Below are 21,985 nucleotides of genomic sequence, written 5' to 3'. Positions count from 1 at the left end.
CATTTCATGATAAAAAATACATGCATTTTTGCCGCAAAAATGGATTCCATGATATTCATAGCAAATTCCAATGATTTACCAAAAGTAATCTTCCGAATTTCCTACACGCCGTGGATTTTTCAGGCAGCACAATGAAATTGCAGTGATGACGGCATCGCTGTTTACTTAAGGAGTATGGAAATGACGCAACAGACCAATAACCCTCAAGGCAACACGGCCAGCAACCAGCAGAACGACAAGAACAAGCAGAACCAGCAGCAGCAACAAAACAATCCGGGGCAGCAGCAGCAGCAAAGCAATCCCAATAATCCCAACCATCAGCAACAGCAGAGCAACCCCCAGCGCAACCAGCCGGGTCAGCAGCAAAAGCAGGACAGCCACCAGCAGCGTTGAGCCGCAGGTTGCATGACCTGAAAAAAGGGTCCTCCGGGCCCTTTTTTTATTTTCCCATTGCGGCAACTGAAAAACATACCGTTGCTCCGCTTGAAAATATCCGCGTCAAAAGAACATGGCGTTCATTCCCAAGGAGTGCATCATGGCCAAGAAAGCCCCAGCTGAAAAGAAATCCCCATCCCAATGCCCCGTTGGCCACGGCGGAGAACTCCAGCAGCAGGCCGAAGCCTCTCATCCTGTATTGACGACGCAGCAGGGCATACCGGTTGCGGACAACCAGAATTCATTGAAGCAAGGGCCAAAGGGACCCACGCTGCTGGAAGATTTCATATTGCGCGAGAAAATCACGCATTTCGACCATGAGCGCATTCCGGAGCGGATCGTCCATGCACGCGGCACAGGTGTCCACGGTTATTTCCAGCTGACCGATTCACTGGAGCAGTACACCACCGCCAAGGTGCTGACCGAAACCGGCAAGCAGGTGCCGGTCTTCGTGCGCTTTTCCACCGTGGCCGGCGGCGCAGGCTCGGTGGACACCCCGCGGGACGTGCGCGGCTTCGCCATCAAGTTCTATACCGAAGAGGGCAACTGGGATCTGGTCGGCAACAACATTCCGGTGTTCTTCATCCAGGACGCCATGAAATTCCCCGACCTGGTCCATGCCGTGAAGATGGAGCCGGACCGGGGCTTTCCACAGGCCGCCACGGCGCACGACACGTTCTGGGACTTCATCTCCCTCATGCCCGAGTCCATGCACATGGTCATGTGGATCATGAGCGACCGCACCATCGCGCGCAGCCTGCGCATGATCGAGGGCTTTGGCGTGCACAGTTTCCGGCTGGTCAATGCGCAAGGCAAAAGCACCTTCGTGAAATTCCACTGGCGGCCCGAGCTGGGCATCCAGTCCACGGTCTGGGACGAGGCCCTGAAGCTGCAGGCCGCCGACAACGACTACCACCGCCGCGACCTGTTCGAGGCCATCGAGGCGGGCGACTATCCGGCCTGGGAGCTGTGCGTGCAGCTGTTCTCGCAGGAACAGGCCGACGCCCTGCCCTATGACCATCTGGACCCCACCAAGATCATTCCGGAAGAGGAAATACCGCTGCGCAAGATCGGCCGCTTCGTGCTGGACCGCTGGCCCGACAACTTCTTTGCCGAGACCGAGCAGGTCGCCTTCTGCCCGGCCAACCTGCCCCCGGGCATCGACTTCAGCAACGATCCGCTGCTGCAGGGCCGCCTTTTCTCCTACCTGGACACCCAGCTGTCGCGCCTGGGCGGGCCCAACTTCACGCAGCTGCCCATCAACGCGCCCAAATGCCCGTTTGCCCACGACCAGCGCGACGGCCATATGCAGACCCAGGTGCCCAAGGGCCGCGTGGCCTACGAGCCCTCCAGCCTGCAGGCCGACAGTCCGCGCGCCTCGGCGGCGCGCGGCTTCAGGCACTTTGCCCAGGATGACGGGGACGGCGCCAAGGGCCGCATCCGCCCCGAAAGCTTTGCCGACCACTACAGCCAGGCGCGCATGTTCTACGCCAGCCAGAGCGCGGTGGAGCAGGCCCACATCGCCAGCGCCCTGGTGTTCGAGCTGTCCAAGGTGCAGACGCCGCATGTGCGACTGGCCGTGGTGGGCCACCTGCAGGTGATAGACGCCGACCTGGCAAAGCGCGTGGCCGACGGCCTGGGCCTGCCCCAGCTGCCGCCTGCCGCCAAGCCAGCCGTGCCCCCGCGAAAGCTGCCGCCCAGCCCGGCCACGCGCATCATCGACCGCATGAAACCCACGCTGCAGGGCCGCTGCGTGGCCATCCTGGTGGATGAAGGCTCCAGCGCCCGGCACATTGCCGCCTTCCACAAGGCCCTGGTGGCGCAAAAGGCCAGCGTGAAGATCATTGCGCCCAAGATCGGCGGCGCCACGCTGGACGACGGCAGCCACCTGCCTGCAGACGGCCAGCTGGCCGGATCGCCCTCGGCGCAGTTCGACGCCGTGGTGTCCATCCTCACGCCGCAGCGCGGCGAAGCCCTGGCCCGGGAAGCGGCCGCGCAGGACTGGTTCCGCGATGCCTTCGGCCACCTCAAGGCCATTGCGGCCTGCAAGGCCACGGGGCACATCCTGCAGACCGCGGGCATCACGCCGGACGAGGGCGTGTTTCCCATCGACACGCCCAAGCCCTTTGTCGAAGGCGCCAAGAAACGCTTCTGGGACCGCGAGCCCACGCTGAGGACGCTGGCCTGAGGCCGCAGGCCACCGGTTTTTGCGAATCATTGCTACCAAATGTCAACGCTTCGGCCCCGTGCAGGGGTCCGGGCATGGCGATTGCTGCAGCGGCTGCATGGCCGCTGCGGCCCGCCACCATCACAGGAGAAACCGTTCCATGATCGCTGCGCCACCCACACCGCCTGCCACACCTCCCGTCGCTCCGCCGGTCAATCCGCCGCCGACCGAGCCGCTGGTGCCACCCGTGGGTGATCCTCCGCCGGCTCCGGCGCCTTCGCCCTATTCCGATCCCCCCATCGCACCTCCGCCGCCGCCGCCGCAGGGGTTGCACTGACTGCAGACCTCATCCATGTCAACGACCGCATGCCCGGCTGGCGCCGCGTGCGGCGTGGCAAAGGCTTTTCCTATGTGGACCAGGACGGCAGGCCCGTGCGCGACGCCCAGGCGCTGGAGCGCATCCGCAAATTGGCCATTCCACCGGCCTATGTGGATGTATGGATCTGCCCTGACGCCCGGGGCCACCTGCAGGCCACGGGCCGCGATGCCCGCGGGCGCAAGCAATACCGCTATCACCCGCAGTGGCAGGAGCAGCGCAAGCAGGTCAAGTTCGACCGCATGCGCGAGTTCGGCCGGCATCTGCCCGCCATTCGGCGTGCCGTGGCGCGGGACCTCAGGCCGGGGCGGCCGCAGCTCGAAACCGTGGTGGCCACCATCGTCTGGCTGCTGGACTGCACGGCGCTGCGCGTTGGCAACGACGAGTATTCAGAAGCCAATGGATCCTTCGGCCTGACCACGCTCAGGAACCGCCACGCCCAGGTGCGCGCCGGCGAGCTGACGCTGAGCTTCAAGGGCAAGAGCGGCGTCGCCCAGCAGGCCCGCGTGTCCGACCGGGCCGTGGCCCGCGTCGTCAAGCGCTGCCAGGACCTGCCGGGGCAGCGGCTTTTCCAGTTCGTGGACGACGAGGGAGATGTTCACCATGTACGCTCCGAGCACGTGAACGACTACATCCGCAGGATCTGCAGCCAGGCCGGGGCAGACGAGGCAGACGGACCGGACTTCAGTGCCAAGGACTTCCGTACCTGGCATGCCAGCGTGTACGCGCTGGAGCTGGCCATGGCCGCCGCAGCGTCACCGGCGGGCAGCCGCCATCCGGGCGCGCTCACCTTCACGGACGTCATCGCCGAGGTGGCGCGGCGCCTGGGCAATACCTGTACGGTTTGCCGCAAGTTCTACATCCATCCCCGGGTACTGGCCCTGTGCGAGCAGCCCGGGCAATGCCCGCCCGCCGCGACCGCTGCACCCGCACGGCGCACGCGCGGGCTGAGCGCCAAGGAATGCCTGTTCCTGGGCCTGCTGGAGCCCCAGCCCCGGCCCCGCAGGACCCCGCCCCGCCGTGGCCAGGGCGCCAGCCGCCGGCCCGCCTGATCCGCTTGATCCTCTCTTTGCGGCGACGGCGGCGGGGACCGGACCACCCGGCAAGCACTGTGCCTGTGGACTGACACAGATGCATACATCCCAGCCCCTAAACTGCCGGATCATGAATTTTTGTCAAAACAGGCTGCGGCCAGCAGCTCTGGAGGCCATGGAATGAACCACGTGCTGATCGTCGATGACGACGCGGACTCGGCAGCCACCATGCGCGAACTGGTGGGCGTGGACCGCTTTTCGGTCGCCGTGGCCCACACCCTGCGCGATGCGCGCCGCCAGATGGCCATGCAGCCGCCCAGCCTGGTTCTGCTGGACCTGCAGCTGCCCGATGGCAACGGCATGGACCTGTTCGGCGACCGGCAAGTGCCGCAGGACTCGCAGATCGTGCTGGTGACCGGCCATGCCAGCCTGGACTCCTCCATCGAAGCCCTGCGCCGAGGCGCCATGGACTATCTGGTCAAGCCCGTGGGCATAGGCCGGCTCGAGGACATTCTTTCGCGCTTTCTCATCCCCACGCCGGGCCTGTCGGGCGCGCACAGCCGCAACGGCGCAGGCCCGGCCTCCGATCAGATCACGGCACAAGACCATTGCGCACCCGCTGGCAGCTACTGCGCGCAGGAAGGACGCTTTGGCCGGCTCCTGGGCCAATCGCCTCCCATGCAGCGCCTGTACCAGCAGATGGAGCGCGTGGCAGGCACCTCGGTCACGGTGTTCCTCACGGGGGAGAGCGGCACCGGCAAGGAGGTCGTGGCGCAGACCCTGCACGACTTGAGCCAGCGGCGCAGCCGCCCGTTTCTTGCCGTGAACTGCGGCGCCATTTCGCCGCATCTCATCGAAAGCGAGATCTTCGGCCACGAAAAGGGCAGCTTCACGGGCGCCGACCGCCAGCACCAGGGCTTTTTCGAGCGCGCGGCCACGGGCACGCTGTTCCTGGACGAGATCACGGAAATGCCCATGGAGCTGCAGGTCAAGCTGCTGCGCGTGCTGGAGACCGGCCGCTTCATGCGCGTGGGCTCCACCCAGACGCTGCAGACCGATGTGCGCGTGATCGCCGCCACCAACCGCTGCCCCTTCGAGGCCGTGGCCAGCGGCAGGCTGCGCGAGGACCTGCTGTACCGGCTGAACGTCTTTCCCATCGAGCTGCCGCCGCTGCGCGAGCGCCTGTCCGACGTCCCGCTGCTGGCCCAGCACTTGCTGCAGGCCATCTCGCAGCGAGAGGGGCAGACCAAGCAGTTCACGGCGTCGGCCCTGAGGCAGTTGGCGCAGCACAGCTGGCCCGGCAATGTGCGCGAGCTGCGCAATGCCGTGCAGCGTGCCTACGTCATGGAGCCCGGCCCGCAGGTAGGCACCGAATGGCTGCCCCGCCCACCGGTGGCCATTGCCCAGCCCGCCCCCATGCCGGGGTCATTGCACGCATCCGTGCACACATCCGTGCCTGCACAGCTGGCCGCCAACGCCCCGCAATTGCCGCCCACTGCGCAGGCTGCGCCTGTCGCCGTGCATCCGTTCGCCGACCACGGCGCGGCAGGCGACGCCTACGACCTGCCCGATATGGAGCCGGCCACCATACAGCTGCCCATCGGCATGACCATGGCGCAGGCCGAGCGGCTGCTGATCCAGGCCACGCTCAAGCAGTGCAAGTACCAGAAGGAACGCACGGCCGCCGTGCTCGGCATCAGCCTCAAGACGCTGTACAACCGGCTCAAGGACTATGCGGGCGGCAAAAAGGACAGGACGGACGCCGAACCCGGCTGACACGTGCGCAGACGCGCACAGCACCTGCTGCCGTTGCCTTGCGGGCACGCTGCTTGCCACCCTGCAAGCACCTTTGAGCAACCAAGGACAAGCCCATGGACTCCTCTCCTGCCCGCGCCTACGGTGTCTTCAAGCCCGTGGGCCACATGGTGGTCTCTTTTCCCACGGCTGCGCAGGCCGATGACGGCATGGCGGCGCTGCAGGCGCTGAACCTGCCCGAGCAGGACGTACGGCGCTACACCGACCGGGAAATGCTGGCCCAGATCGACCAAGACCTGCGACAGGCCAGTCCCGTGGCCGCCGTGGGCCAGGAACTCAATCTGGTCAAGGCCCACCAGGCCCTGGCCGAGCGCGGCTACCACTGGCTGGTGGTACGGGTGGACAGCGACGAGGCCGCACACAACGCCGCCGATGCCCTCAAGGCCGCCGGCGCCGAGCGCGCCCAGCTCTACGGCCGCTTCATCATCGAGGAATTGATAGAACACGCCGCCGATCTGCCCCAGGTCAGCGAGTCGCCCGACCGGGGCCTGGACGCCCAGACACCTTCAGGCCGCGAAGCCGAGCGGGCACAAATCCGCCCCGCGCCGGCCCAGGGCAACGGCACCCCGCGACCGGAGCGCTGAGTCGCTTGCGACGGGCAGGCACGCCGATTGCCATTGATATTCAACTGCAACTTTTGTCAAAGGCGATGCCATGGATTTCCTCATCTGGCTGATGGTGGGCGGGCTGATCGGCTGGATCACCAGCATGGTCACGAACACCCAGGCCCAGCAAGGCATTTTGCTCAACGTGGCAATAGGCGCCATCGGCGCCTTGCTGGGCGGCTGGCTGCTGGCGCCGCTGCTGGCGCCCTCGGCCATGGATGCGCAGGCGCAGGTGCCTGCCACATCCATGTCCATCTTCATTTCCATGGCCAGCGCCGTTGCGCTGCTGGCCATCTTCAACCTGTGCAAACCGCGCATGCGCCACTGAGGCGGCCCGGCCACGGGCCATTGACTTGCAGGAAAGGAGCCTCCATGAGCAAAGATCCCTTCCAGACCAAAAGTACCGCTGGCAGCACCGACCTCTCCCGCCAGGGCAGCGCCGTGTGCAAGAAACCGCTGCGCTCCATTGCCACGGCGCTGGCGGCGGGGCTGCTGATCGCGCGCCTCGCACGCTGACCGGGCTCGGCCCTCCTCTCTTTTTCGACTTTCCTGCTTGCTGACTGCGCGCCCCGGCGCGCAGTCCTGTTTCCAGGGCCGCGAATGCCAGCTCAGTCCAGGCTTTGCGCAAGACAATCCTGCGCCGCCATGGGCACGCGCGGCAGCACCAGAGAGACGGCCAGGCCGCCGCTGTCTCCATCGCCGTCGCCTCCCCCGCTGCCGCCCTCGGCCCACGCCACGCCACCGCCAGCCAGGCACAGCCGGCGCGCCAGGGCCAGGCCGCAGGAGGCATCTGCATCGGCGTCGCTCAAGCGCACGCCGGGGCGGGATTCCTGCGGCCGCTGCGGCGCCTCGGCGCTGGCTGCGGCCGCAGCGCCCGATTCGCCCGGACCCACCCCCTCCGGCCCCGGCCCGGCGCCCTGCCAGTGGGCCACGGCCTCGATGCGGATCTCCACCTGCTCGCCCTTGGCGGCCGATGCCGCAAGATGTCCGCCCACGGGATGTGCCGCCATGCGCACGCGGGCGCCATCGGGCAAGGCCTCGCGCACGGACAGGAAAATGCTGATCAGCGCCAGCTCCAGCTCGTCAGGGTCCACATACACGCCCAGGCGCGCGGCCGGCTGGCCCGGCGGGCTGGCCTCGGCGGGCTCAGCCACCTCCAGCGCCACGCGCTTTCCCAGCACCACGGCCAGCGTGCCCCGCACCCCCGGCAACCAGCGGTACAGATCCACCACCAGCGCATGCGTGCTGTGGCGCGGCCCGAAGCGCAGCAGCTGCTGCGTCAACCGGCTGGCCGTGTCCACCGAACGCAGCATGGCCTGTGCAGGCAGGCGCAGGTTCGGGTCCTCCGAACGACGCTCAATCAGATAGGCGCTGTTGCTCAGAACGCCGAGCTGGTTGTTGAACTCATGGGAGAAGCGGCCTGCCAGCCGGCCGACCACCTGCAGGCGCTCGTTCTGGATATGGGCCTCGCCGGCTTCGTTGTCCCGCTCCCCCGGTGCGCCGCCGGCCTGGCTGCGCCGGGCCGGCCTCATCGGGTCCGCCCTGCCACGCAGGGCCAGCCCCGCCAGGCCCAGGCCGGCCAGCGCAAACAACACGATCGCCGCCCAGATCACGCCCCTCAGGAGCGGGGAACACGCCGGATCCAGCGCGGAACAGGGAACCCAGCTCACCCAGGTCCAGCCCTGGGCCGTCCTGCTGAAGAAAACGCGCAGGGTGCCGCCCTGCGCATCGGGCACATCCAGCCAGCCGTGCGCCAGGCTGGAAGCCAGGCGCTCGCTGAAATCAGCGGGCAAGGCAGGCTGACCCGTTGCCGCAGCCGTGCCGGCCGGCACCGCACGGCCCGCGCTGTCCACCAGAAAGCCGGACCATCCCGCCTCCAGCAGCGGTTGGACGGCAGCCAGCGCCTGCTCGGCATTGGCAGCGTGTGGCTCCTGCCTGTCCAGCAGGCGGGCCGCGGCCATGCTGGCGATGCGAACGGCCTGCTCCTGCGCCGCGTGCCCGGATTGATAGGCGCGCAACAGCAGCCAGGACGAGGCGGCCAGCACAAGCACCAGCAAGGCCAGAAGCAACAGGACCCGTCTCAGGCGCATGGACATGGATGGCCCGCGTGCGGCGCCGCGCGCCCCGCCTTGCGGGACTGCATTGAGGGTTCCCGGCGGCGGGACCGTGTGAAAACCGGTGGATTGGTACATGGCAAAGTTTGCAGAAAACCTTGCGCCCGAGCGGAAATTTTTACCGCAGGCGCCTTGAGCGGCCCTGCTGTTGCAAAGCCGATACCCGCAGCGACGGCCGAACCCCGGGCCCCTGTGCCTTCTGCGCAGCAAGTACGCAGCAGGTTTCGTGCCCAAAGTGTATCCAGACGATTCGCCACGCTGATCGGGGCATGAACGTTGCGTCCTTGTGGCCATCGCAACAAGGAGACGAGATGGGTTCCATGCACCTCAAGGCGGACATACGCCAGTCCCAGACGCTTTCCCCGCGCTTGCAGCACGCGGTGCGCATGCTGCAGATGTCCTCGCTGGACTTTGCCGCGATGGTGCGCAGCAAGATGGAGGACAACCCATTCCTGGAAGATGCCGAGCCCGCAGATGACCGCGACCTGTGGGTGGCCGACATGCACCTGGGCGCGCGCCAGGCCGTTGAAGCGGAGGGCTCCGCCATGGACACGGCTGCCTGCGAAACCACGCTGGCCATGCACCTGCACGGCCAGCTCAACGTGACGGCCATGACGCCGCGCGACCTGTGCATGGCGCGCGCCATCGTGGAATCGCTGGACGACGACGGCTATCTGCGCACGGACCTGCAGGAGCTGGCCGGCCTGCTGGCGCTCAGCCCGGCGCCCGATGCGCAGGAAATGCTCATCGCCCTGCGACTGGTGCAATCGCTGGATCCGGCGGGCGTGGCCGCGCGCAGCGTGGGCGAATGCCTGTTGCTGCAATGCCCGCAGATGGCCGACGCCACGCTGCGCCAGCTGTCGCAGACCCTGCTGCAGCACCACATGGACGCGCTGGCCGCGCGCGACGTGCCGCGGCTGGCCAAGGCGCTGCAGGTGCCGGCGGCCCAGATCGTGCAGGCCATGGATGCCATACGGCGCCTCAACCCCAGGCCTGGCTGGAGCTTCGGCTCCACGCGCGTGGACTACATCGTTCCCGACGTGATCGTGCGCAGGGGACCGAGCGGCTGGAATGTGCAACTGAACCCCGCCGTCGTGCCGCGCGTGCGACTGAACAGCGTCTACGAGCAGCTGTTCCAGCGCCACCGCTGCACGGGCCAGGCCCAGCTGGCCGACCATCTGCAGGACGCGCGCTGGACCGTGCGCAATGTGGAGCAGCGCTTTTCCACCATCCTGGACGTGGCCCGGGCCATCGTGCGAAAGCAGGAGCTGTTCCTGGAGTTCGGCGCCATGGCCATGAAGCCGCTGGTGCTGCGCGAAATTGCCGAGGAAGTGGGTGTGCACGAATCCACCGTCTCGCGCGTGACCAACAACAAGTACATGGCCACGCCCACGGGCGTGTTCGAGCTCAAGCACTTCTTCTCGCGCCCCATGCTCAGTGCCAGCGGCAGCGCCTGCTCGGCCACGGCCATCCGCGAGCTGATCGGCGACATCATCGCGGCCGAATCCGATGCCCGGCCCCTGTCCGACGTCGATATCGCACGCCAGCTGGGCGCCCAGGGCCTGGTCGTGGCCCGCCGCACCGTCACCAAGTACCGCCAGCTGCTGCGCATAGCGCCGGCCGACCGGCGCAGGCGCCACGGCTGACACGGCACCTGCCGTCGCGGCCGCGGCCTTGCGATGGCCCTTGGCGCCGCTGCCCGTGGCGGTGTGTCCTGCCAAGCCCCACTGCCGTGCAGCGGCTTGTCGCTCCCCCAGGTCCTGCCTTGTCCGACAGTTGCAGGCCGCCGTCCGGCCTAAGGTGAAGGCTCATGGATTGAAGGAGACCGCCATGGACACCCCTCCCCGCAGAGTGCACGCCCCCCTCGAACGCCAGCGCAGCGAGAACAACCACATCCGCGATGGCCGCTGGCCGCTGCGCATCGCCGCCCTCACGGCCGCCGTCGCACTGATCCTGGTGCTGATGTTCAACTTCATGGCACCCAGGGGGCGGCTGGATGCGCCCAGCGCCACCGGAACGCCAGCGACAGAACCCACCTCCCCTGCCTCGCCGGCCGCGCCGTCCATGACGCCGCCGCAGGCCGATCCGGCCACCGCACCCGCCACCACCGCGCCACGCTGAGCCCGCTTGCGCACTTGTATCAACCCTTCCCCTCAGGACAGCAGCAGCCATGAACCACCCCCTGCCCCACGCACCCAATATTCCCCAGGTGCCGACCACGCCCAACGACCCCGTGGCACCCGACGATCCCAACCGCCAGCCCGGCCGCCCGCGCGGACCCGAGCCGATAGATCCGCCCACCACGGCGCCCCCCATAGAATTGCCGCCCGCGCCCGAGCAGGAACAGACCCGCAAGGGAGAGTGACATGCCCCGAGGAGACAAATCCACCGATACCCATGAGCGAAAACGCCAGGCCCGGCACATAGTGCACAGCCACGAATCGCGCGGCGCAGGCCATGAAGAGGCAGAAAGGCGCCTGTGGGCCACCGTGGACAAGGACAGCGGCGGCGGCAGGCAATCGGGCTGCGGCCGGGGCCGGAAAGCAGCGCATTGCGCTACCCGCAAGGGCGCCCGCAGGCGAGGCGCCGCACCTGCAGCGCAATCCGCCTCGCGATAGCTGCGCCGCCCCCGCGGCCCTGGCGCCTGGATCAACGACACAGGCCGGCCCGCGAAGTCGGCAATCCCGTGGGAGAACCCGTGAATTCAGAAGACGGTTTTGGATTCCTGCCGCAGCGCGGCGAAATGGCGGCACGCGTGCGCGCCCACGACTGGGAGGGCACGCCCCTGGGCTCGCCGCAGAGCTGGCCGCAAAGCCTGCGCAACGCCGCCAGCCTGATGCTGGGCTCGCGCTTTCCCATCATCATCTGGTGGGGCGATGACTTCCGGCTGATCTACAACGACGCCTACATTCCCTTCCTGGGCACCAGCAAGCACCCCAAGGCGCTGGGACAGGCCGGCGCACAATGCTGGAGCGAGATCTGGGACGACATCGGCCCCATGCTGGAGGGCGTGCTGCGCACGGGCCAGGCCACCTGGTCCACCGATGCGCGCTACTTCTTCGACCGCGAGCTGCCGCAGGAAGAGGTCTTCGTCACCTTCACCTACGGCCCCATCCTGGCCGATGACGGCATCACCGTGCAGGGCGTGTTCTGTCCCTGCACCGACACCACCGAGAAAATCGTCAGCCGGCGGCGCCTGGAGACGCTGCACCGCCTGGGCATCCGCACGCTGGACATGCGCAGTGCCAAGGACGCGGGCGAAAAGGTCTGCGCCGTGCTGGATGAAAACCCCTACGACGTGCCCTTCGCCATCATCTACGAATGTCAGGCCGCCCCGGATGCAGGCAGCGCAGACACCGCTCCCCCGGCCTTCCAGCTGCTGTGCTCCACCGGCATGGACACCGACCTGGCGGCCGACCCCGCGCCCTGGCCGCTGGCCCAGGCCGTGCAATCGGGCCAGCCGGCCAACGTGGACCTGGCGCAGCTGGGCCTGACCCTGCCTGGCGGCCCCTGGCCCGAACCCTCGCGCCTGGCGCGCATCGTGCCCGTTCGCTGGTCGGGCGACGGCCAGGCCTCGGGCGTGCTGGTGCTGGGCGTCAGCCCGCGCCGCCCGCTGGATGCGGAGTACTGCGCCTTCCTCGATATGGTGGCAAGCCACACGGGCGGCGTTGTCGCGCACGCCGTGGCCTATGAGCAGGAAGCGCGGCGCGCCCGGGCCCTGGCCGAGGTGGACCATGCCAAGACCATGTTCTTCTCCAACGTCAGCCACGAGCTGCGCACGCCGCTGACGCTGATCCTGGGACCGCTGGACGACGCCCTGCGCGAGCACGGCGGCCACCTGCCGCCCGATCAGGCGCAGATGGTCCACCGCAACGCGCTGCGCCTGCAAAAGCTGGTCAACGCCCTGCTGGACTTCGCGCGCATCGAGGCCGGGCGCATGCAGGCCAGCTACGAGCCCACGGACCTGGCCCGCGCCACGGCCGAGCTGGCCAGCGTGTTCCGCTCGGCCATGGAGCAGGCGGGCCTGCGGCTGCGCGTGGACTGCCCGCCACTGCAAGGGCCGGTCTACGTGGACCAGGACATGTACGAAAAGATCGTGCTCAACCTGCTGTCCAACGCCTTCAAGTTCACCTTGCAGGGCGAGATCGCCGTGGCGCTGCACGACGCGGGCCCTGCGGTGGAGCTGTCCGTCAGCGACACCGGCTCGGGCATTGCGCCCCAGCACCTGCCCCATCTTTTCCAGCGCTTTCACCGCATTCCGGGCAAGCCCGCCCGCACGCACGAGGGCACGGGCATCGGCCTGGCCCTGGTGCAGGAACTGGTGCGGCTGCATGGCGGCACCATCACGGTCACCAGCACGGAGGGCGAGGGCAGCCGCTTCACCGTGCGTCTGCCCAAGGGCAGCGCGCACCTGCCGGCCGAACAGGTGAACCCCATCGCGTCACCGTCAACCCCGCCGCCGCCGGGGCACGGCGCGGGCGCCCCGGCCGCACGCCAGCTCGTGGACGAGACGCGGCAGTGGGTGCCGGGCGAATCGCCCACGCACGCCCCGCACGCCCCGCACGCCCCGCACGGCGTGCCGGCTGGGGCCGAACCGCAAGGCCCCCGGCCGCGCATCGTCTGCGCCGACGACAACGCCGACATGCGCGGCTATATCGGCCAGTTGCTGCGTCCGCTGTACGAGGTGGAGGTGGCCGGCGACGGCCGGGCCGCGCTGGACTGCATCCGGCGCCAGCGGCCCGATCTCGTGATTGCCGACGTGATGATGCCCGTGCTCGACGGCTTCGAGTTGCTGCATGCGCTGCGCAGCGACGAGGCCACGCGCTCCATCCCCGTCATCATGCTGTCCGCGCGTGCAGGCCAGGAGGCCCAGGTCGAAGGCCTGCGCGCAGGCGCGGACGACTACCTGGTCAAGCCCTTTTCGGCGCGCGAGCTGCTGGCGCGCGTCGCCTCGCTGCTGCAGCTCGAGCGCGTGCGCGAGCAGGCCCATGCCGCCCTGCGCGCCAACGAGAAAAGGCTGCGCGCCATCATCGACCAGATGCCGGCGGGCGTGGGCGTGTCCGACATGGGCGGCACCATGGTGCTCAGCAATGCGCTCATGGACCGATTCGTCCCGCGCGCCATCCCGTCCACCCTTGCCGACCGCGTGCAGCGCTGGCGCGGCTGGGACGACAAGGGCCGGCCCATACCGCCCGAGAACTGGCCCGGCAGGCGCGCGCTGCGCGGCGAGGTGGTCATGCCGGGGCTGGAGATGCTGCACACCGACGACGAGGGCCGCGAATGGTGGATGCGCGTCAGCGCCGCTCCGCTGCGCGATGACGGCGGGCAGCTCGTGGGCACCTGCTCCGTCATCCAGGACATCACCGAACTCAAGCGCGCCGAGCAGCACCTCAGGGAGGCCGACCGGCGCAAGGACGAGTTCCTGGCAACCCTGGCCCACGAGCTGCGCAATCCGCTGGCACCCATCAGCCACGGCCTGCAAATCCTCAAGCGCACCGTCCATGGCGACGACAGCGCGCGCCGCAGCCAGGAGATGCTGGAGCGCCAGGTCAACCACATGGTGCGCATGGTGGACGACCTGCTGGAGGTCTCGCGCATCACCACGGGCAAGGTCCAGCTGCGCAAGGAGGTGGTGGACCTGAACAACGTGCTGCAAGGCGTGGCGGCGGCCAGCCATGCGGTCATGGAATCCGGCGGCCACCAGCTTCGGCTGGAGCTGCCCGCCGAGACCCTGCTGCTGCCGGCCGACCCCGTGCGGCTGGCGCAAATGGTCACCAACCTTCTCAACAATGCCGCCAAGTACACCGATCCCGGCGGCCACGTCGTGCTGGCGGCCTGGGCAGAGGGTGCGCAGGCCGTGATCTCCGTGCGTGACGACGGCATAGGCATCCCCGCCGCGCTGCTGGACAGGATCTTCGACATGTTCATGCAGGTGGACCGCGGCGGCCGCCAGGGCCAGGGGGGCCTGGGCATCGGCCTGACCCTGGTGCGCAGCCTGGTGGAGATGCACGGCGGCAGCGTGCAGGCGCTCAGCGAAGGTCCGGGCCAGGGCAGTGAATTGCGGCTGCGCCTGCCCTTGCCGGCCCATGCACCTGCCGATGCATCCGCCCATGCACCCGCCGATGTGCCCTCCCTGCCCGGCCCGGCCGCAGGCGCGCAGTCCGGGGACGCGCCAGCCTTCGGCCGCATCCTGGTGGTCGATGACAACGCGGACGCCGCCGACACCCTGTCCATGCTGCTAGGGCTGCTGGGAGCCGAGGTCGAGATCGCCCGCGACGGCCCCGGCGCGCTGGCCATGCACGACGCCTTCAGGCCCGACGTCGTGCTGCTGGACATCGGCCTGCCCGGCATGGACGGCCTGGAAGTTGCGCGCCGCATCCGCGCCCGTCAGGGCCGCGACCAGGTCCTGCTGATCGCCCTCACGGGCTGGGGGCAGGAGGATGACCTGAGACGATCGCGCGAGGCCGGCATGGACCACCACCTGGTCAAGCCCGTGAGCTTCGACACGCTGGAGCGGTTGCTCAGGAGCCTGCGCACGTCTGCATGAGCACCGCCTTTGCGCGCGACAATCCCCGCTTCGCCCAGCCTGCCTGCGCCGCCTGCGCGGCTCGCGCGCCTGCCGCAGAACTCACCGAGACCCATGACCGCCCTGCCCCCCATCAATGCCGAGCGCCTTTGGCGCCGTGTCCAGACCCTGTCCACCTTCACCCTGCCCGACCGGCCCTGGACCCGCCGCGCCTTCTCGCCCGAGTTCGACCAGGCCCGCGCCTGGCTGCGCGCCGAGTTCGCGGCCGCGGGCATGCAGGTGCATCTGGATGAAGGCGGCAATCTGGTCGGCCGCCTGCCGGCTGCCCAGGCCGCTGCGGGCAGCGCAGAACGCGCCCCCATCTCCACCGGCTCGCACTGCGACACCGTGATGATGGGCGGGCGCTTCGACGGCATCATCGGCGTGCTGGCCGGCATCGAGGTGGCGCACTGCCTGCATGAAAACGGCATCGCCCTGCAGCACCCGTTCGAGGTGATCGACTTCCTGTCCGAGGAGCCCAGCGACTACGGCATCTCCTGCATAGGCAGCCGCGCGCTGTCGGGCAAGCTGGACGCCGCCATGCTGGCGGCACGCAACCCGCAAGGCGAAACCCTGGCCGAAGGCATGCGGCGCATCGGCGCACGGCCCGAGGCGCTGGACCGCCCGCTGCGCAGCGCCGGCGGCACGGCCGCCTTTGTGGAGCTGCACATAGAGCAGGGCCCGGTGCTGGAGCAGCGCGGCCTGCCCATTGGCGTGGTGACGAACATCGTGGGCATACGCCGCGTGGGCTTCACCGTGCACGGCCAGGCCGACCACGCAGGCACCACGCCCATGGACATCCGACAGGACGCGCTGGTGGGCGCGGCGCGCATCATCGATGCGGCCAACCGCAAGGCCGCTGCGCTCAATGGCCAGCCCCACTATGTGGTGGCCACCGTGGGCCGGCTCTCGCTCACGCCCAATGCCTCCAATGCCGTGCCCGGCCTGGTCGAGATGATGATGGAAGTGCGCAGCGACCACGCCGGCGTGCTGGAGCGCTTCCCCGAGGAACTGCTGGCCGAAGTCCTGCCCGGCCTGGCCGCCCTGCGCGTGCGTGCCGAGATGGCCGACGTGAGCCGCTCCCAGCCCACGGACTGCGCTGGCCTGGTCATGCAGGGCGTGGAGCAGGCCTGCGACAACCTGGGCTACGCCCACATGCGCATGCCCAGCGGCGCCGGCCATGACGCCGTCTACATGGCGCCCACCGGCCCCATGGGCATGATCTTCATCCCCTGCCTCCACGGCCGCAGCCACGCGCCCGAGGAATGGATAGAGCCGTCCCAGCTGCTGGACGGCACCCGGGTGCTGTACGAGACGGTGCGCGTGCTGGACAGGCAGTTGGCGCAGGGCTGAGCGCCTGGCCTGCGGCCAGGCACCAAGGCGGCATAAAATAGCCCGCTTCCCTCTGGAGCAGGCACAAGCTGCTCCTTGGTGGAAGCCCCTGTGGCACAGATTGCGGAAATCCGCCCAAATAGCGGGTTTCCCAATGCAAGATGGCGGAACCACCCTCCCCGATCATCGACAACCCACCGCATGGGCGGCCCGGTGCTGCCGGTCCGCTGCGAGAAGGTTGCACCGCCCCATCAGACCCTGGAGTTTCTTCTTTCATGTTCCGCCAACTGATCACCTGCACCGCCGTGGCCGCCGCCATGGGCCTGAGCTTTTCCGCAGCCGCCCAAGGTGCGGCTGCCGACTATCCGAACAAGCCCGTGCGCATGATCGTGCCCTTCCCGCCCGGCGGCGGCACCGACATCCTCGCGCGCGTGGTGTCCAACAAGCTCACCGAAGTCAGCAAGTGGACCGTGGTGCCCGACAACCGCGCGGGCGCAGGCGGCACCATCGGCATCACCGAGGCCGCCAAGGCGGCGCCCACGGGCTACGACATGGTCATGGGCCAGAAGGACAACGTGGTCCTGGGCCCCTACCTCTACAAGAACCTGCCCTGGAACCCCGTCAAGGACCTGGTGCCCGTGGCCCACGTGGCCTACACGCCCATCGTGATCGCCACCAGCGTGAACTCGCCCTACAAGACCCTGGCCGACATCGTGGCCGCTGCCAAGCAGCACCCGGGCAAGGTGACCTACGGCTCGCCGGGCAATGGCACCAGCATCCACCTCTCGGGCGTGCTGCTGGAGAAGGCGGCGGGCATCCAGCTGGTGCACGTGCCCTACAAGGGCTCCAACCCGGCCCTGATGGATGCGCTGGCCGGCAACGTGGACCTGCTGGTGTCCTCCGTGCCCTCGGCCATAGCCCAGATCAAGGCCGGCAAGCTGCGCGCCATCGCCGTGACCTCGGCCAAGCGCTCGTCCTCGCTGCCCGACACGCCCACGCTGGCCGAATCGGGCCTCAAGGGCTTTGACGTCAGCACCTGGTACGGCCTGTTCATGCCCAAGGGCACGCCCACGGCCATCGTGACCAAGGTCAACGCCGAAGTGAACAAGCTGCTGGCCATGCCCGAAGTGCGCGACGCCATCCAGACCCAGGGCGCCGAGCCCCAGTCCATGACCGTGGCCGACTTCGACAAGATGTTCCAGGCCGACTTCAAGCAGTCCAAGCAGATCGTCGAGTCCTCGGGCGCCAAGATCGAGTGACGCCGCGTCTCCTTGATGCAGATCAGACTGATCTGCATCAAGGGGCGATGTGACAGTCCCGTGAATACTTCTCCGGAAATCATCGAATTCCTGGAGAACGCCATGGCATTGCTGGTCTGGGTCCCCGAGCTGGACACCGGAATTGCAGAGATCGACAGGCAGCACCGCCGCATCGTCGACTACATCAACAAGCTCTACGAGCTGCGGTCCTCGCCCGACCGCGAGGCCCTGGGCGATGTCATCGGCGAGATGATCGACTACACCGTCTCGCACTTCGTGTTCGAGGAAAGCCTGATCGAGAGCGCCGGCTACATGTTCGCCGGCCCGCACAAGAAGGTGCACGAGCTGTTCACCCGCCGCGTGATCGAGATGCAGACCCGCTTCGATGCCGGCGAGGACGTGGCCGCCGAGCTGCACGGCATGCTCTCGCGCTGGCTGTTCAACCACATCCGCAACGAAGACACCGGCTACGTGGACTCGGCCAAGGCCTATCTGCGCATGGCGCGCGAGTCCAGTCCTGCCGCCGAGAAGGAAAGGCTCAAGAACGAAGTGCTGCAGGAGCTGGAACTGCAGCGCAAGAAAAAGGGCTGGCTGGCACGGCTGCTCAATCGCTGATCGCCCTCTCCCCCTGCAGCGCACCAATAAAAACGGCTCCCGAAGGAGCCGTTGACGTTTCACCCGGCGAAGGGCCGAGCGGTCCGGTGATTACTCGCGCACCACCAGCACCGGCACGCGCACGGCGCCCAGCACGCGCTGGGTCACGCTGCCCAGCATCAGCTTTTCCAGGCCACGGCGGCCTTGCGAGCCCATGATGATCAGGTCGGCGCCCGTGCTCTCGAGCACGCGCACGATGCCTTCGTGCACCGCATGGCCTTCGCCCACCACGGTGGTGGCGGTGATGCCGGCCTCGTCGGTGATCTTCTTGACGGCGTCCAGCGTGGTGTTGGCCTCGGCCGTGGCCGCGCTCAGGTACTGCGACTGGCCGTAGGCGAAGTCGGCGCCCACGCCCGTGAACGGATAGGGGTCCACCACGTAGACCGCCGTCAGCGTGCTGCCAAAGACCTTGGCCAGCTCCACGCCCTTGTGGACCGCCAGCATCGAGCTGTTGGAGCCGTCCACGGGAACCAGGATGTGCTTGAACATGCGTTTTCTCCTTTGTGCTTGGCCGCCCTCAGGAATCGGGGGCGGCCGGGTCGATGAACCAAAGTGTGCGCCCATCATGCGCCAGCGTCTTGAGCTGCATCAATCCTTGCGGCGACGCGTCAGCTCCGAGCCCTGGAAACCCTGGCGGCGATAGGTCAGCACCAGGGTATCGCGCACACCGCCCGGCTGCTCGGGCTGTATGGGCGTGGTCTCGTGGATCATGCGGGCATCGTCCAGCAGCATCACCGACCAGGGCTCGGTCAGCGTGAAGCGCTGGCCGCTGGGGCCCGTGGCCTCGAAGATGCGCGTCTCGCCGCCCTTCACGCCCTCGCGCCCGACCAGGATCACGGCCACCAGGTCCACGCCGTCGCGGTGCGCGCCTTCGGGGGTGGGCCGGCCAATGCCGTCCGTGGTGTCGATGCGGAACTGGTGGGACTCGATGAACCAGCGCTCGTGCTGCACATCATCGCCCTGGGCGCAGAACACCTGGTCGGACAGGCCCGCCAGCGCCAGCAGCAGCCGGCTCCAGGTGGCGCTTTGCGCCGTGGCGTCGCGCATGGGATCGAACATGCGCAGCATGCCGCCATGCAGGGCGTTGTATTCCACCGGCTGCCAGTGCGCGCGGTGCTCCACCTGCTGCAGCCCGTCCTGCCCGGCGATGAAGCAGGAATGGCGGCGGCGCCGGTAGCGCCCGCCGTCCTTCAGAAAGGCATCGGGCGGCAGCTGGGCCCAGTCGGCATCGAGCGCATGCAGCTCGGTCAATGACACGCCTGCCCAGGCCGCGAATTCATCGGGGCGCAGCACCGCATAGCCTGCGTCGCGCAGCGACTGCGCTGCATTCTGGGGGGCGATATAGGGAGGGGGAAACGTGATGTGCGCCATAACCCGACAAGCTTACTCCTCGCCCGCACCCGTCCGGGCGAGGCGGGCTGCAAATTTGCGCAATGCTGTGGCGACAGACGCGCATCAATGCAGGCGCTGCCCCTCGCTATTGCCCTGGGCTCACACCAGCGGCAACCCCACATAGTTCTCCGCCAGCGAGGTCGAGCCTGCCCGGGAGTTGACGATGTAGTCCAGCTCCGCCTCCTGCACCTTGGTGTCGAAGCCGCCCGCATCGGGGAAGCGGTGCATGAGCGAGGTCATCCACCACGAAAAGCGCTCGGCCTTCCAGACGCGGCGCAGGCATTGCTCGGAGTAGCCGTCGATGCCTTCGGGCGCCTTGTCGCGGTAGTACTGCGCGAAGGCGCTGGACAGGTAGCCCACGTCCGAGGCGGCCAGGTTCAGGCCCTTGGCGCCCGTGGGCGGCACGATGTGGGCCGCGTCGCCGGCCAGGAACAGGCGGCCGAAGCGCATGGGCTCGGTCACGAAGCTGCGCAGCGGGGCAATGCTCTTTTCCAGCGAGGGGCCGGTCACCAGGCGCTCGCGTGCCTCGGGGTCCAGGCGCAGGCGCAGTTCGTTCCAGAAGGCTTCGTCGCTCCAGTCCTCGACCTTTTCGGTCAGCGGCACCTGCAGGTAGTAGCGGCTGCGCGTGGCGCTGCGCTGGCTGCACAGTGCGAAGCCGCGCTCGGTCTGGGCGTAGATCAGTTCGTGCGAGACGGGCGGCGTGTCCGACAGCAGGCCCAGCCAGCCGAAGGGGTAGACCTTCTCGAAGGTGCGCACCTTGTCCTGGGGCACGCTGGCGCGGCAGATGCCGTGAAAGCCGTCGCAGCCCGCGATGAAGTCGCATTGCAGCTCATGGACCTGGCCGTCCTTTTCGTAGCGCACGACGGGGCTGTCGCCATCGAAGCCCACGGGCTGCACGTTGCTGGCCTCGTAGACCGTGGTCAGGCCCTCGGCGGCGCGCACTTCCATCAGGTCGCGCGTGACCTCGGTCTGGCCGTAGACCATGACGCGCTTGCCGCCGGTCAGGCCGTGCAGGTCGATGCGGTGACGCTGGCCGCCGAACAGCAGCTCGATGCCGTCGTGCGGCAGGCCTTCGGCGCGCATGCGGGCATCGGCGCCGGCCTGCTCCAGCAGGTCCACGGTGACCTGTTCCAGCACGCCGGCGCGGATGCGTCCCAGCACGTAGTCGGCGCTGCGCTGCTCGATGATGACGTTGTCTATGCCCGCGCGGTACAGCAGCTGGCCGAGAAGCAGGCCGGCAGGGCCTGCGCCGATGATGGCGACTTGGGTACGCATTGATCTGTCTCCGTTGCGTTGTTCGATGTCATGGCCGGTTCATGCCATGGCCTGGTCCCAAGACTAGTTTTGAGGCAGCGCAAAGACGAGGGGCTGGCACATGAGTTGCGCGGTGATCGCGCAATCTGCGCGACAATCGCGCACTACCTGCATGCCCGCCCTCCCCGCCCATGAACCAGCCCTTTCCCATCGACCCCGATGACTTCATCGCCGGACTGGCCAAGGGCCTGGCCGTGCTGGAGAGCTTCGACACCGAGCGCCAGCGCCTGAACGCCACCATGGCGGCCGAGCGCTCTGGCATCACGCGCACGGCCGCGCGCCGCCATCTGCTGACGCTGGCGCACCTGGGTTATCTGGAGACGGACGGCAGCCATTTCTGGCTGGCGCCCAAGGTGCTGCGGCTGTCGGGCAGCTACCTGGCCTCGGCGCGGCTGCCGCGCATCGTCCAGCCCGTGCTCTACCGGCTGGCGGCGCAGACCCAGTTGTCGTTTTCCTGCGTGGTGCGCGATGGCCACGAGGTGGTCATCGTGGCGCGCAGCGCCCTGCACGAGCGCGGCCAGCGCCTCATGGCCCACGGCCTGCACCTGGGCAGCCGCCTGCCCGCCCACGCCACCTCCACCGGCCGCGTGCTGCTGGCCGCCCTGCCTGCGGCCGAGCTCAGGCAATGGCTGGCCTCGCACGATCTGCGGCGCCTGACCGCCCACACGGTCACCGACAGCGCAGCGCTCGAAGGCGTGCTGGACGAAGTGCGCCGACAGGACTTCTGCCTGGCCCTGGAAGAGCATGAGCTGGCCGTGCAGGCCCTGGCCGTGCCGCTGCGCAACATGGAGGGCCGCACGGTGGCCGCGCTCAACATCGTGACCTCGCCCCAGCGCATGGCGCCGGCCGACATGGTGGCGGAGCTGCTGCCGCTGCTGCAGGAGGCGGCGCGGGAGCTGCGGCCGTTGCTCTGAAGCCTGGCT

19 protein-coding genes are annotated in these 21,985 nt (G+C 68.1%); 15 read left to right on the top strand and 4 right to left on the bottom strand.

The annotated features are described in order from the left end of the window. Positions 1-180 precede the first annotated feature (180 nt). The 7 genes from U6958_RS14100 to U6958_RS14070 all read left to right on the top strand — a co-directional run bounded on the left by U6958_RS14100 (position 181) and on the right by U6958_RS14070 (position 6,948). Positions 181-393: a 1,4-beta-xylanase gene (locus tag U6958_RS14100; RefSeq protein ID WP_074922923.1), complete on the top strand. Its 213-nt coding sequence runs from the start codon at positions 181-183 to the stop codon at positions 391-393. A gap of 142 nt (positions 394-535) precedes the next feature. Then, positions 536-2,623 carry a catalase gene (locus tag U6958_RS14095; RefSeq protein WP_083393634.1) on the top strand — a complete coding sequence of 696 codons (2,088 nt, stop codon included), beginning with the start codon at positions 536-538 and terminating at the stop codon, positions 2,621-2,623. 345 nt (positions 2,624-2,968) lie between these two features. Continuing rightward, entirely contained in the window at positions 2,969-4,030 is a 1,062-nt protein-coding gene (locus tag U6958_RS14090; RefSeq protein ID WP_074922921.1) for a DNA topoisomerase IB, read from the top strand. Positions 4,031-4,192: 162 nt separating this feature from the next. Continuing rightward, positions 4,193-5,788 carry a sigma-54 dependent transcriptional regulator gene (locus tag U6958_RS14085; protein WP_074922920.1) on the top strand — a complete coding sequence of 532 codons (1,596 nt, stop codon included), beginning with the start codon at positions 4,193-4,195 and terminating at the stop codon, positions 5,786-5,788. A 95-nt stretch (positions 5,789-5,883) separates the two neighbouring features. Next, positions 5,884-6,411, top strand: coding sequence for a hypothetical protein (locus tag U6958_RS14080; RefSeq protein WP_074922919.1), 528 nt, complete (start codon positions 5,884-5,886; stop codon positions 6,409-6,411). Positions 6,412-6,481: 70 nt separating this feature from the next. After that, positions 6,482-6,760, top strand: a complete 279-nt coding sequence (locus tag U6958_RS14075; RefSeq protein ID WP_016446350.1) for a GlsB/YeaQ/YmgE family stress response membrane protein — start codon at positions 6,482-6,484, stop codon at positions 6,758-6,760. 44 nt (positions 6,761-6,804) lie between these two features. Beyond that, entirely contained in the window at positions 6,805-6,948 is a 144-nt protein-coding gene (locus U6958_RS14070; protein WP_167368417.1) for a hypothetical protein, read from the top strand. Between the two features lie 92 nt (positions 6,949-7,040). Here the strand turns inward: U6958_RS14070 and U6958_RS14065 are convergent, their stop codons facing one another. Beyond that, complete coding sequence (locus tag U6958_RS14065) at positions 7,041-8,624, bottom strand: hypothetical protein (RefSeq protein ID WP_074922918.1); 1,584 nt, start codon at positions 8,622-8,624, stop codon at positions 7,041-7,043. 233 nt (positions 8,625-8,857) lie between these two features. Here U6958_RS14065 and rpoN point away from each other — a divergent pair, with 233 nt between their 5' ends. The 7 genes from rpoN to U6958_RS14030 all read left to right on the top strand — a co-directional run bounded on the left by rpoN (position 8,858) and on the right by U6958_RS14030 (position 18,317). After that, the gene (gene rpoN, locus U6958_RS14060; protein ID WP_074922917.1) at positions 8,858-10,192 is read left to right on the top strand and encodes an RNA polymerase factor sigma-54; all 1,335 of its coding nucleotides are present in this window, start codon (positions 8,858-8,860) and stop codon (positions 10,190-10,192) included. Between the two features lie 184 nt (positions 10,193-10,376). After that, on the top strand, positions 10,377-10,667 hold the full coding sequence (locus U6958_RS14055) for a hypothetical protein (protein ID WP_046241286.1): 291 nt from the start codon (positions 10,377-10,379) through the stop codon (positions 10,665-10,667). Positions 10,668-10,716: 49 nt separating this feature from the next. After that, positions 10,717-10,911, top strand: a complete 195-nt coding sequence (locus tag U6958_RS14050; RefSeq protein ID WP_016446355.1) for a hypothetical protein — start codon at positions 10,717-10,719, stop codon at positions 10,909-10,911. Positions 10,912-11,244: 333 nt separating this feature from the next. Then, positions 11,245-15,093: an ATP-binding protein gene (locus U6958_RS14045; protein WP_208607070.1), complete on the top strand. Its 3,849-nt coding sequence runs from the start codon at positions 11,245-11,247 to the stop codon at positions 15,091-15,093. Positions 15,094-15,186: 93 nt separating this feature from the next. Continuing rightward, complete coding sequence (locus tag U6958_RS14040; RefSeq protein WP_074922916.1) at positions 15,187-16,464, top strand: Zn-dependent hydrolase; 1,278 nt, start codon at positions 15,187-15,189, stop codon at positions 16,462-16,464. Positions 16,465-16,718: 254 nt separating this feature from the next. Further along, on the top strand, positions 16,719-17,702 hold the full coding sequence (locus U6958_RS14035) for a tripartite tricarboxylate transporter substrate binding protein (protein WP_074922915.1): 984 nt from the start codon (positions 16,719-16,721) through the stop codon (positions 17,700-17,702). 60 nt (positions 17,703-17,762) lie between these two features. Further along, positions 17,763-18,317: a bacteriohemerythrin gene (locus U6958_RS14030; RefSeq protein WP_223275325.1), complete on the top strand. Its 555-nt coding sequence runs from the start codon at positions 17,763-17,765 to the stop codon at positions 18,315-18,317. Between the two features lie 90 nt (positions 18,318-18,407). On the opposite strand, the gene U6958_RS14025 is transcribed toward U6958_RS14030, so the two are convergent. The 3 genes from U6958_RS14025 to pobA form a co-directional block, all read right to left on the bottom strand. Beyond that, positions 18,408-18,845, bottom strand: a complete 438-nt coding sequence (locus U6958_RS14025; protein WP_016446360.1) for a universal stress protein — start codon at positions 18,843-18,845, stop codon at positions 18,408-18,410. Between the two features lie 99 nt (positions 18,846-18,944). Next, positions 18,945-19,727, bottom strand: coding sequence for a 2OG-Fe dioxygenase family protein (locus U6958_RS14020; RefSeq protein ID WP_043791151.1), 783 nt, complete (start codon positions 19,725-19,727; stop codon positions 18,945-18,947). Between the two features lie 120 nt (positions 19,728-19,847). Next, positions 19,848-21,023, bottom strand: coding sequence for a 4-hydroxybenzoate 3-monooxygenase (pobA, locus tag U6958_RS14015; RefSeq protein ID WP_013801914.1), 1,176 nt, complete (start codon positions 21,021-21,023; stop codon positions 19,848-19,850). Between the two features lie 170 nt (positions 21,024-21,193). Between pobA and U6958_RS14010 the strand changes: the two genes are divergently transcribed. Further along, positions 21,194-21,976 carry an IclR family transcriptional regulator C-terminal domain-containing protein gene (locus tag U6958_RS14010; protein ID WP_016446366.1) on the top strand — a complete coding sequence of 261 codons (783 nt, stop codon included), beginning with the start codon at positions 21,194-21,196 and terminating at the stop codon, positions 21,974-21,976. Positions 21,977-21,985: the final 9 nt, after the last annotated feature.

The organism is Delftia lacustris (assembly GCF_040267515.1).
Classification (GTDB): Bacteria; Pseudomonadota; Gammaproteobacteria; order Burkholderiales; family Burkholderiaceae_C; genus Comamonas; species Comamonas tsuruhatensis.
This window is presented reverse-complemented; position numbering and strand designations above follow the sequence as displayed.

Excerpts from the sequence above, each read along its gene's own strand:
- U6958_RS14100 (WP_074922923.1), top strand. The coding sequence starts at position 181 with ATGACGCAACAGACCAATAACCCTCAAGGCAACACGGCCAGCAACCAG.
- U6958_RS14095 (WP_083393634.1), top strand. The coding sequence starts at position 536 with ATGGCCAAGAAAGCCCCAGCTGAAAAGAAATCCCCATCCCAATGCCCC.
- U6958_RS14090 (WP_074922921.1), top strand. The coding sequence starts at position 2,969 with ATGCCCGGCTGGCGCCGCGTGCGGCGTGGCAAAGGCTTTTCCTATGTG.
- U6958_RS14085 (WP_074922920.1), top strand. The coding sequence starts at position 4,193 with ATGAACCACGTGCTGATCGTCGATGACGACGCGGACTCGGCAGCCACC.
- U6958_RS14080 (WP_074922919.1), top strand. The coding sequence starts at position 5,884 with ATGGACTCCTCTCCTGCCCGCGCCTACGGTGTCTTCAAGCCCGTGGGC.
- U6958_RS14075 (WP_016446350.1), top strand. The coding sequence starts at position 6,482 with ATGGATTTCCTCATCTGGCTGATGGTGGGCGGGCTGATCGGCTGGATC.
- U6958_RS14070 (WP_167368417.1), top strand. The coding sequence starts at position 6,805 with ATGAGCAAAGATCCCTTCCAGACCAAAAGTACCGCTGGCAGCACCGAC.
- U6958_RS14065 (WP_074922918.1), bottom strand. The coding sequence starts at position 8,624 with ATGTACCAATCCACCGGTTTTCACACGGTCCCGCCGCCGGGAACCCTC.
- rpoN (WP_074922917.1), top strand. The coding sequence starts at position 8,858 with ATGGGTTCCATGCACCTCAAGGCGGACATACGCCAGTCCCAGACGCTT.
- U6958_RS14055 (WP_046241286.1), top strand. The coding sequence starts at position 10,377 with ATGGACACCCCTCCCCGCAGAGTGCACGCCCCCCTCGAACGCCAGCGC.
- U6958_RS14050 (WP_016446355.1), top strand. The coding sequence starts at position 10,717 with ATGAACCACCCCCTGCCCCACGCACCCAATATTCCCCAGGTGCCGACC.
- U6958_RS14040 (WP_074922916.1), top strand. The coding sequence starts at position 15,187 with ATGACCGCCCTGCCCCCCATCAATGCCGAGCGCCTTTGGCGCCGTGTC.
- U6958_RS14035 (WP_074922915.1), top strand. The coding sequence starts at position 16,719 with ATGTTCCGCCAACTGATCACCTGCACCGCCGTGGCCGCCGCCATGGGC.
- U6958_RS14025 (WP_016446360.1), bottom strand. The coding sequence starts at position 18,845 with ATGTTCAAGCACATCCTGGTTCCCGTGGACGGCTCCAACAGCTCGATG.
- U6958_RS14020 (WP_043791151.1), bottom strand. The coding sequence starts at position 19,727 with ATGGCGCACATCACGTTTCCCCCTCCCTATATCGCCCCCCAGAATGCA.
- pobA (WP_013801914.1), bottom strand. The coding sequence starts at position 21,023 with ATGCGTACCCAAGTCGCCATCATCGGCGCAGGCCCTGCCGGCCTGCTT.
- U6958_RS14010 (WP_016446366.1), top strand. The coding sequence starts at position 21,194 with ATGAACCAGCCCTTTCCCATCGACCCCGATGACTTCATCGCCGGACTG.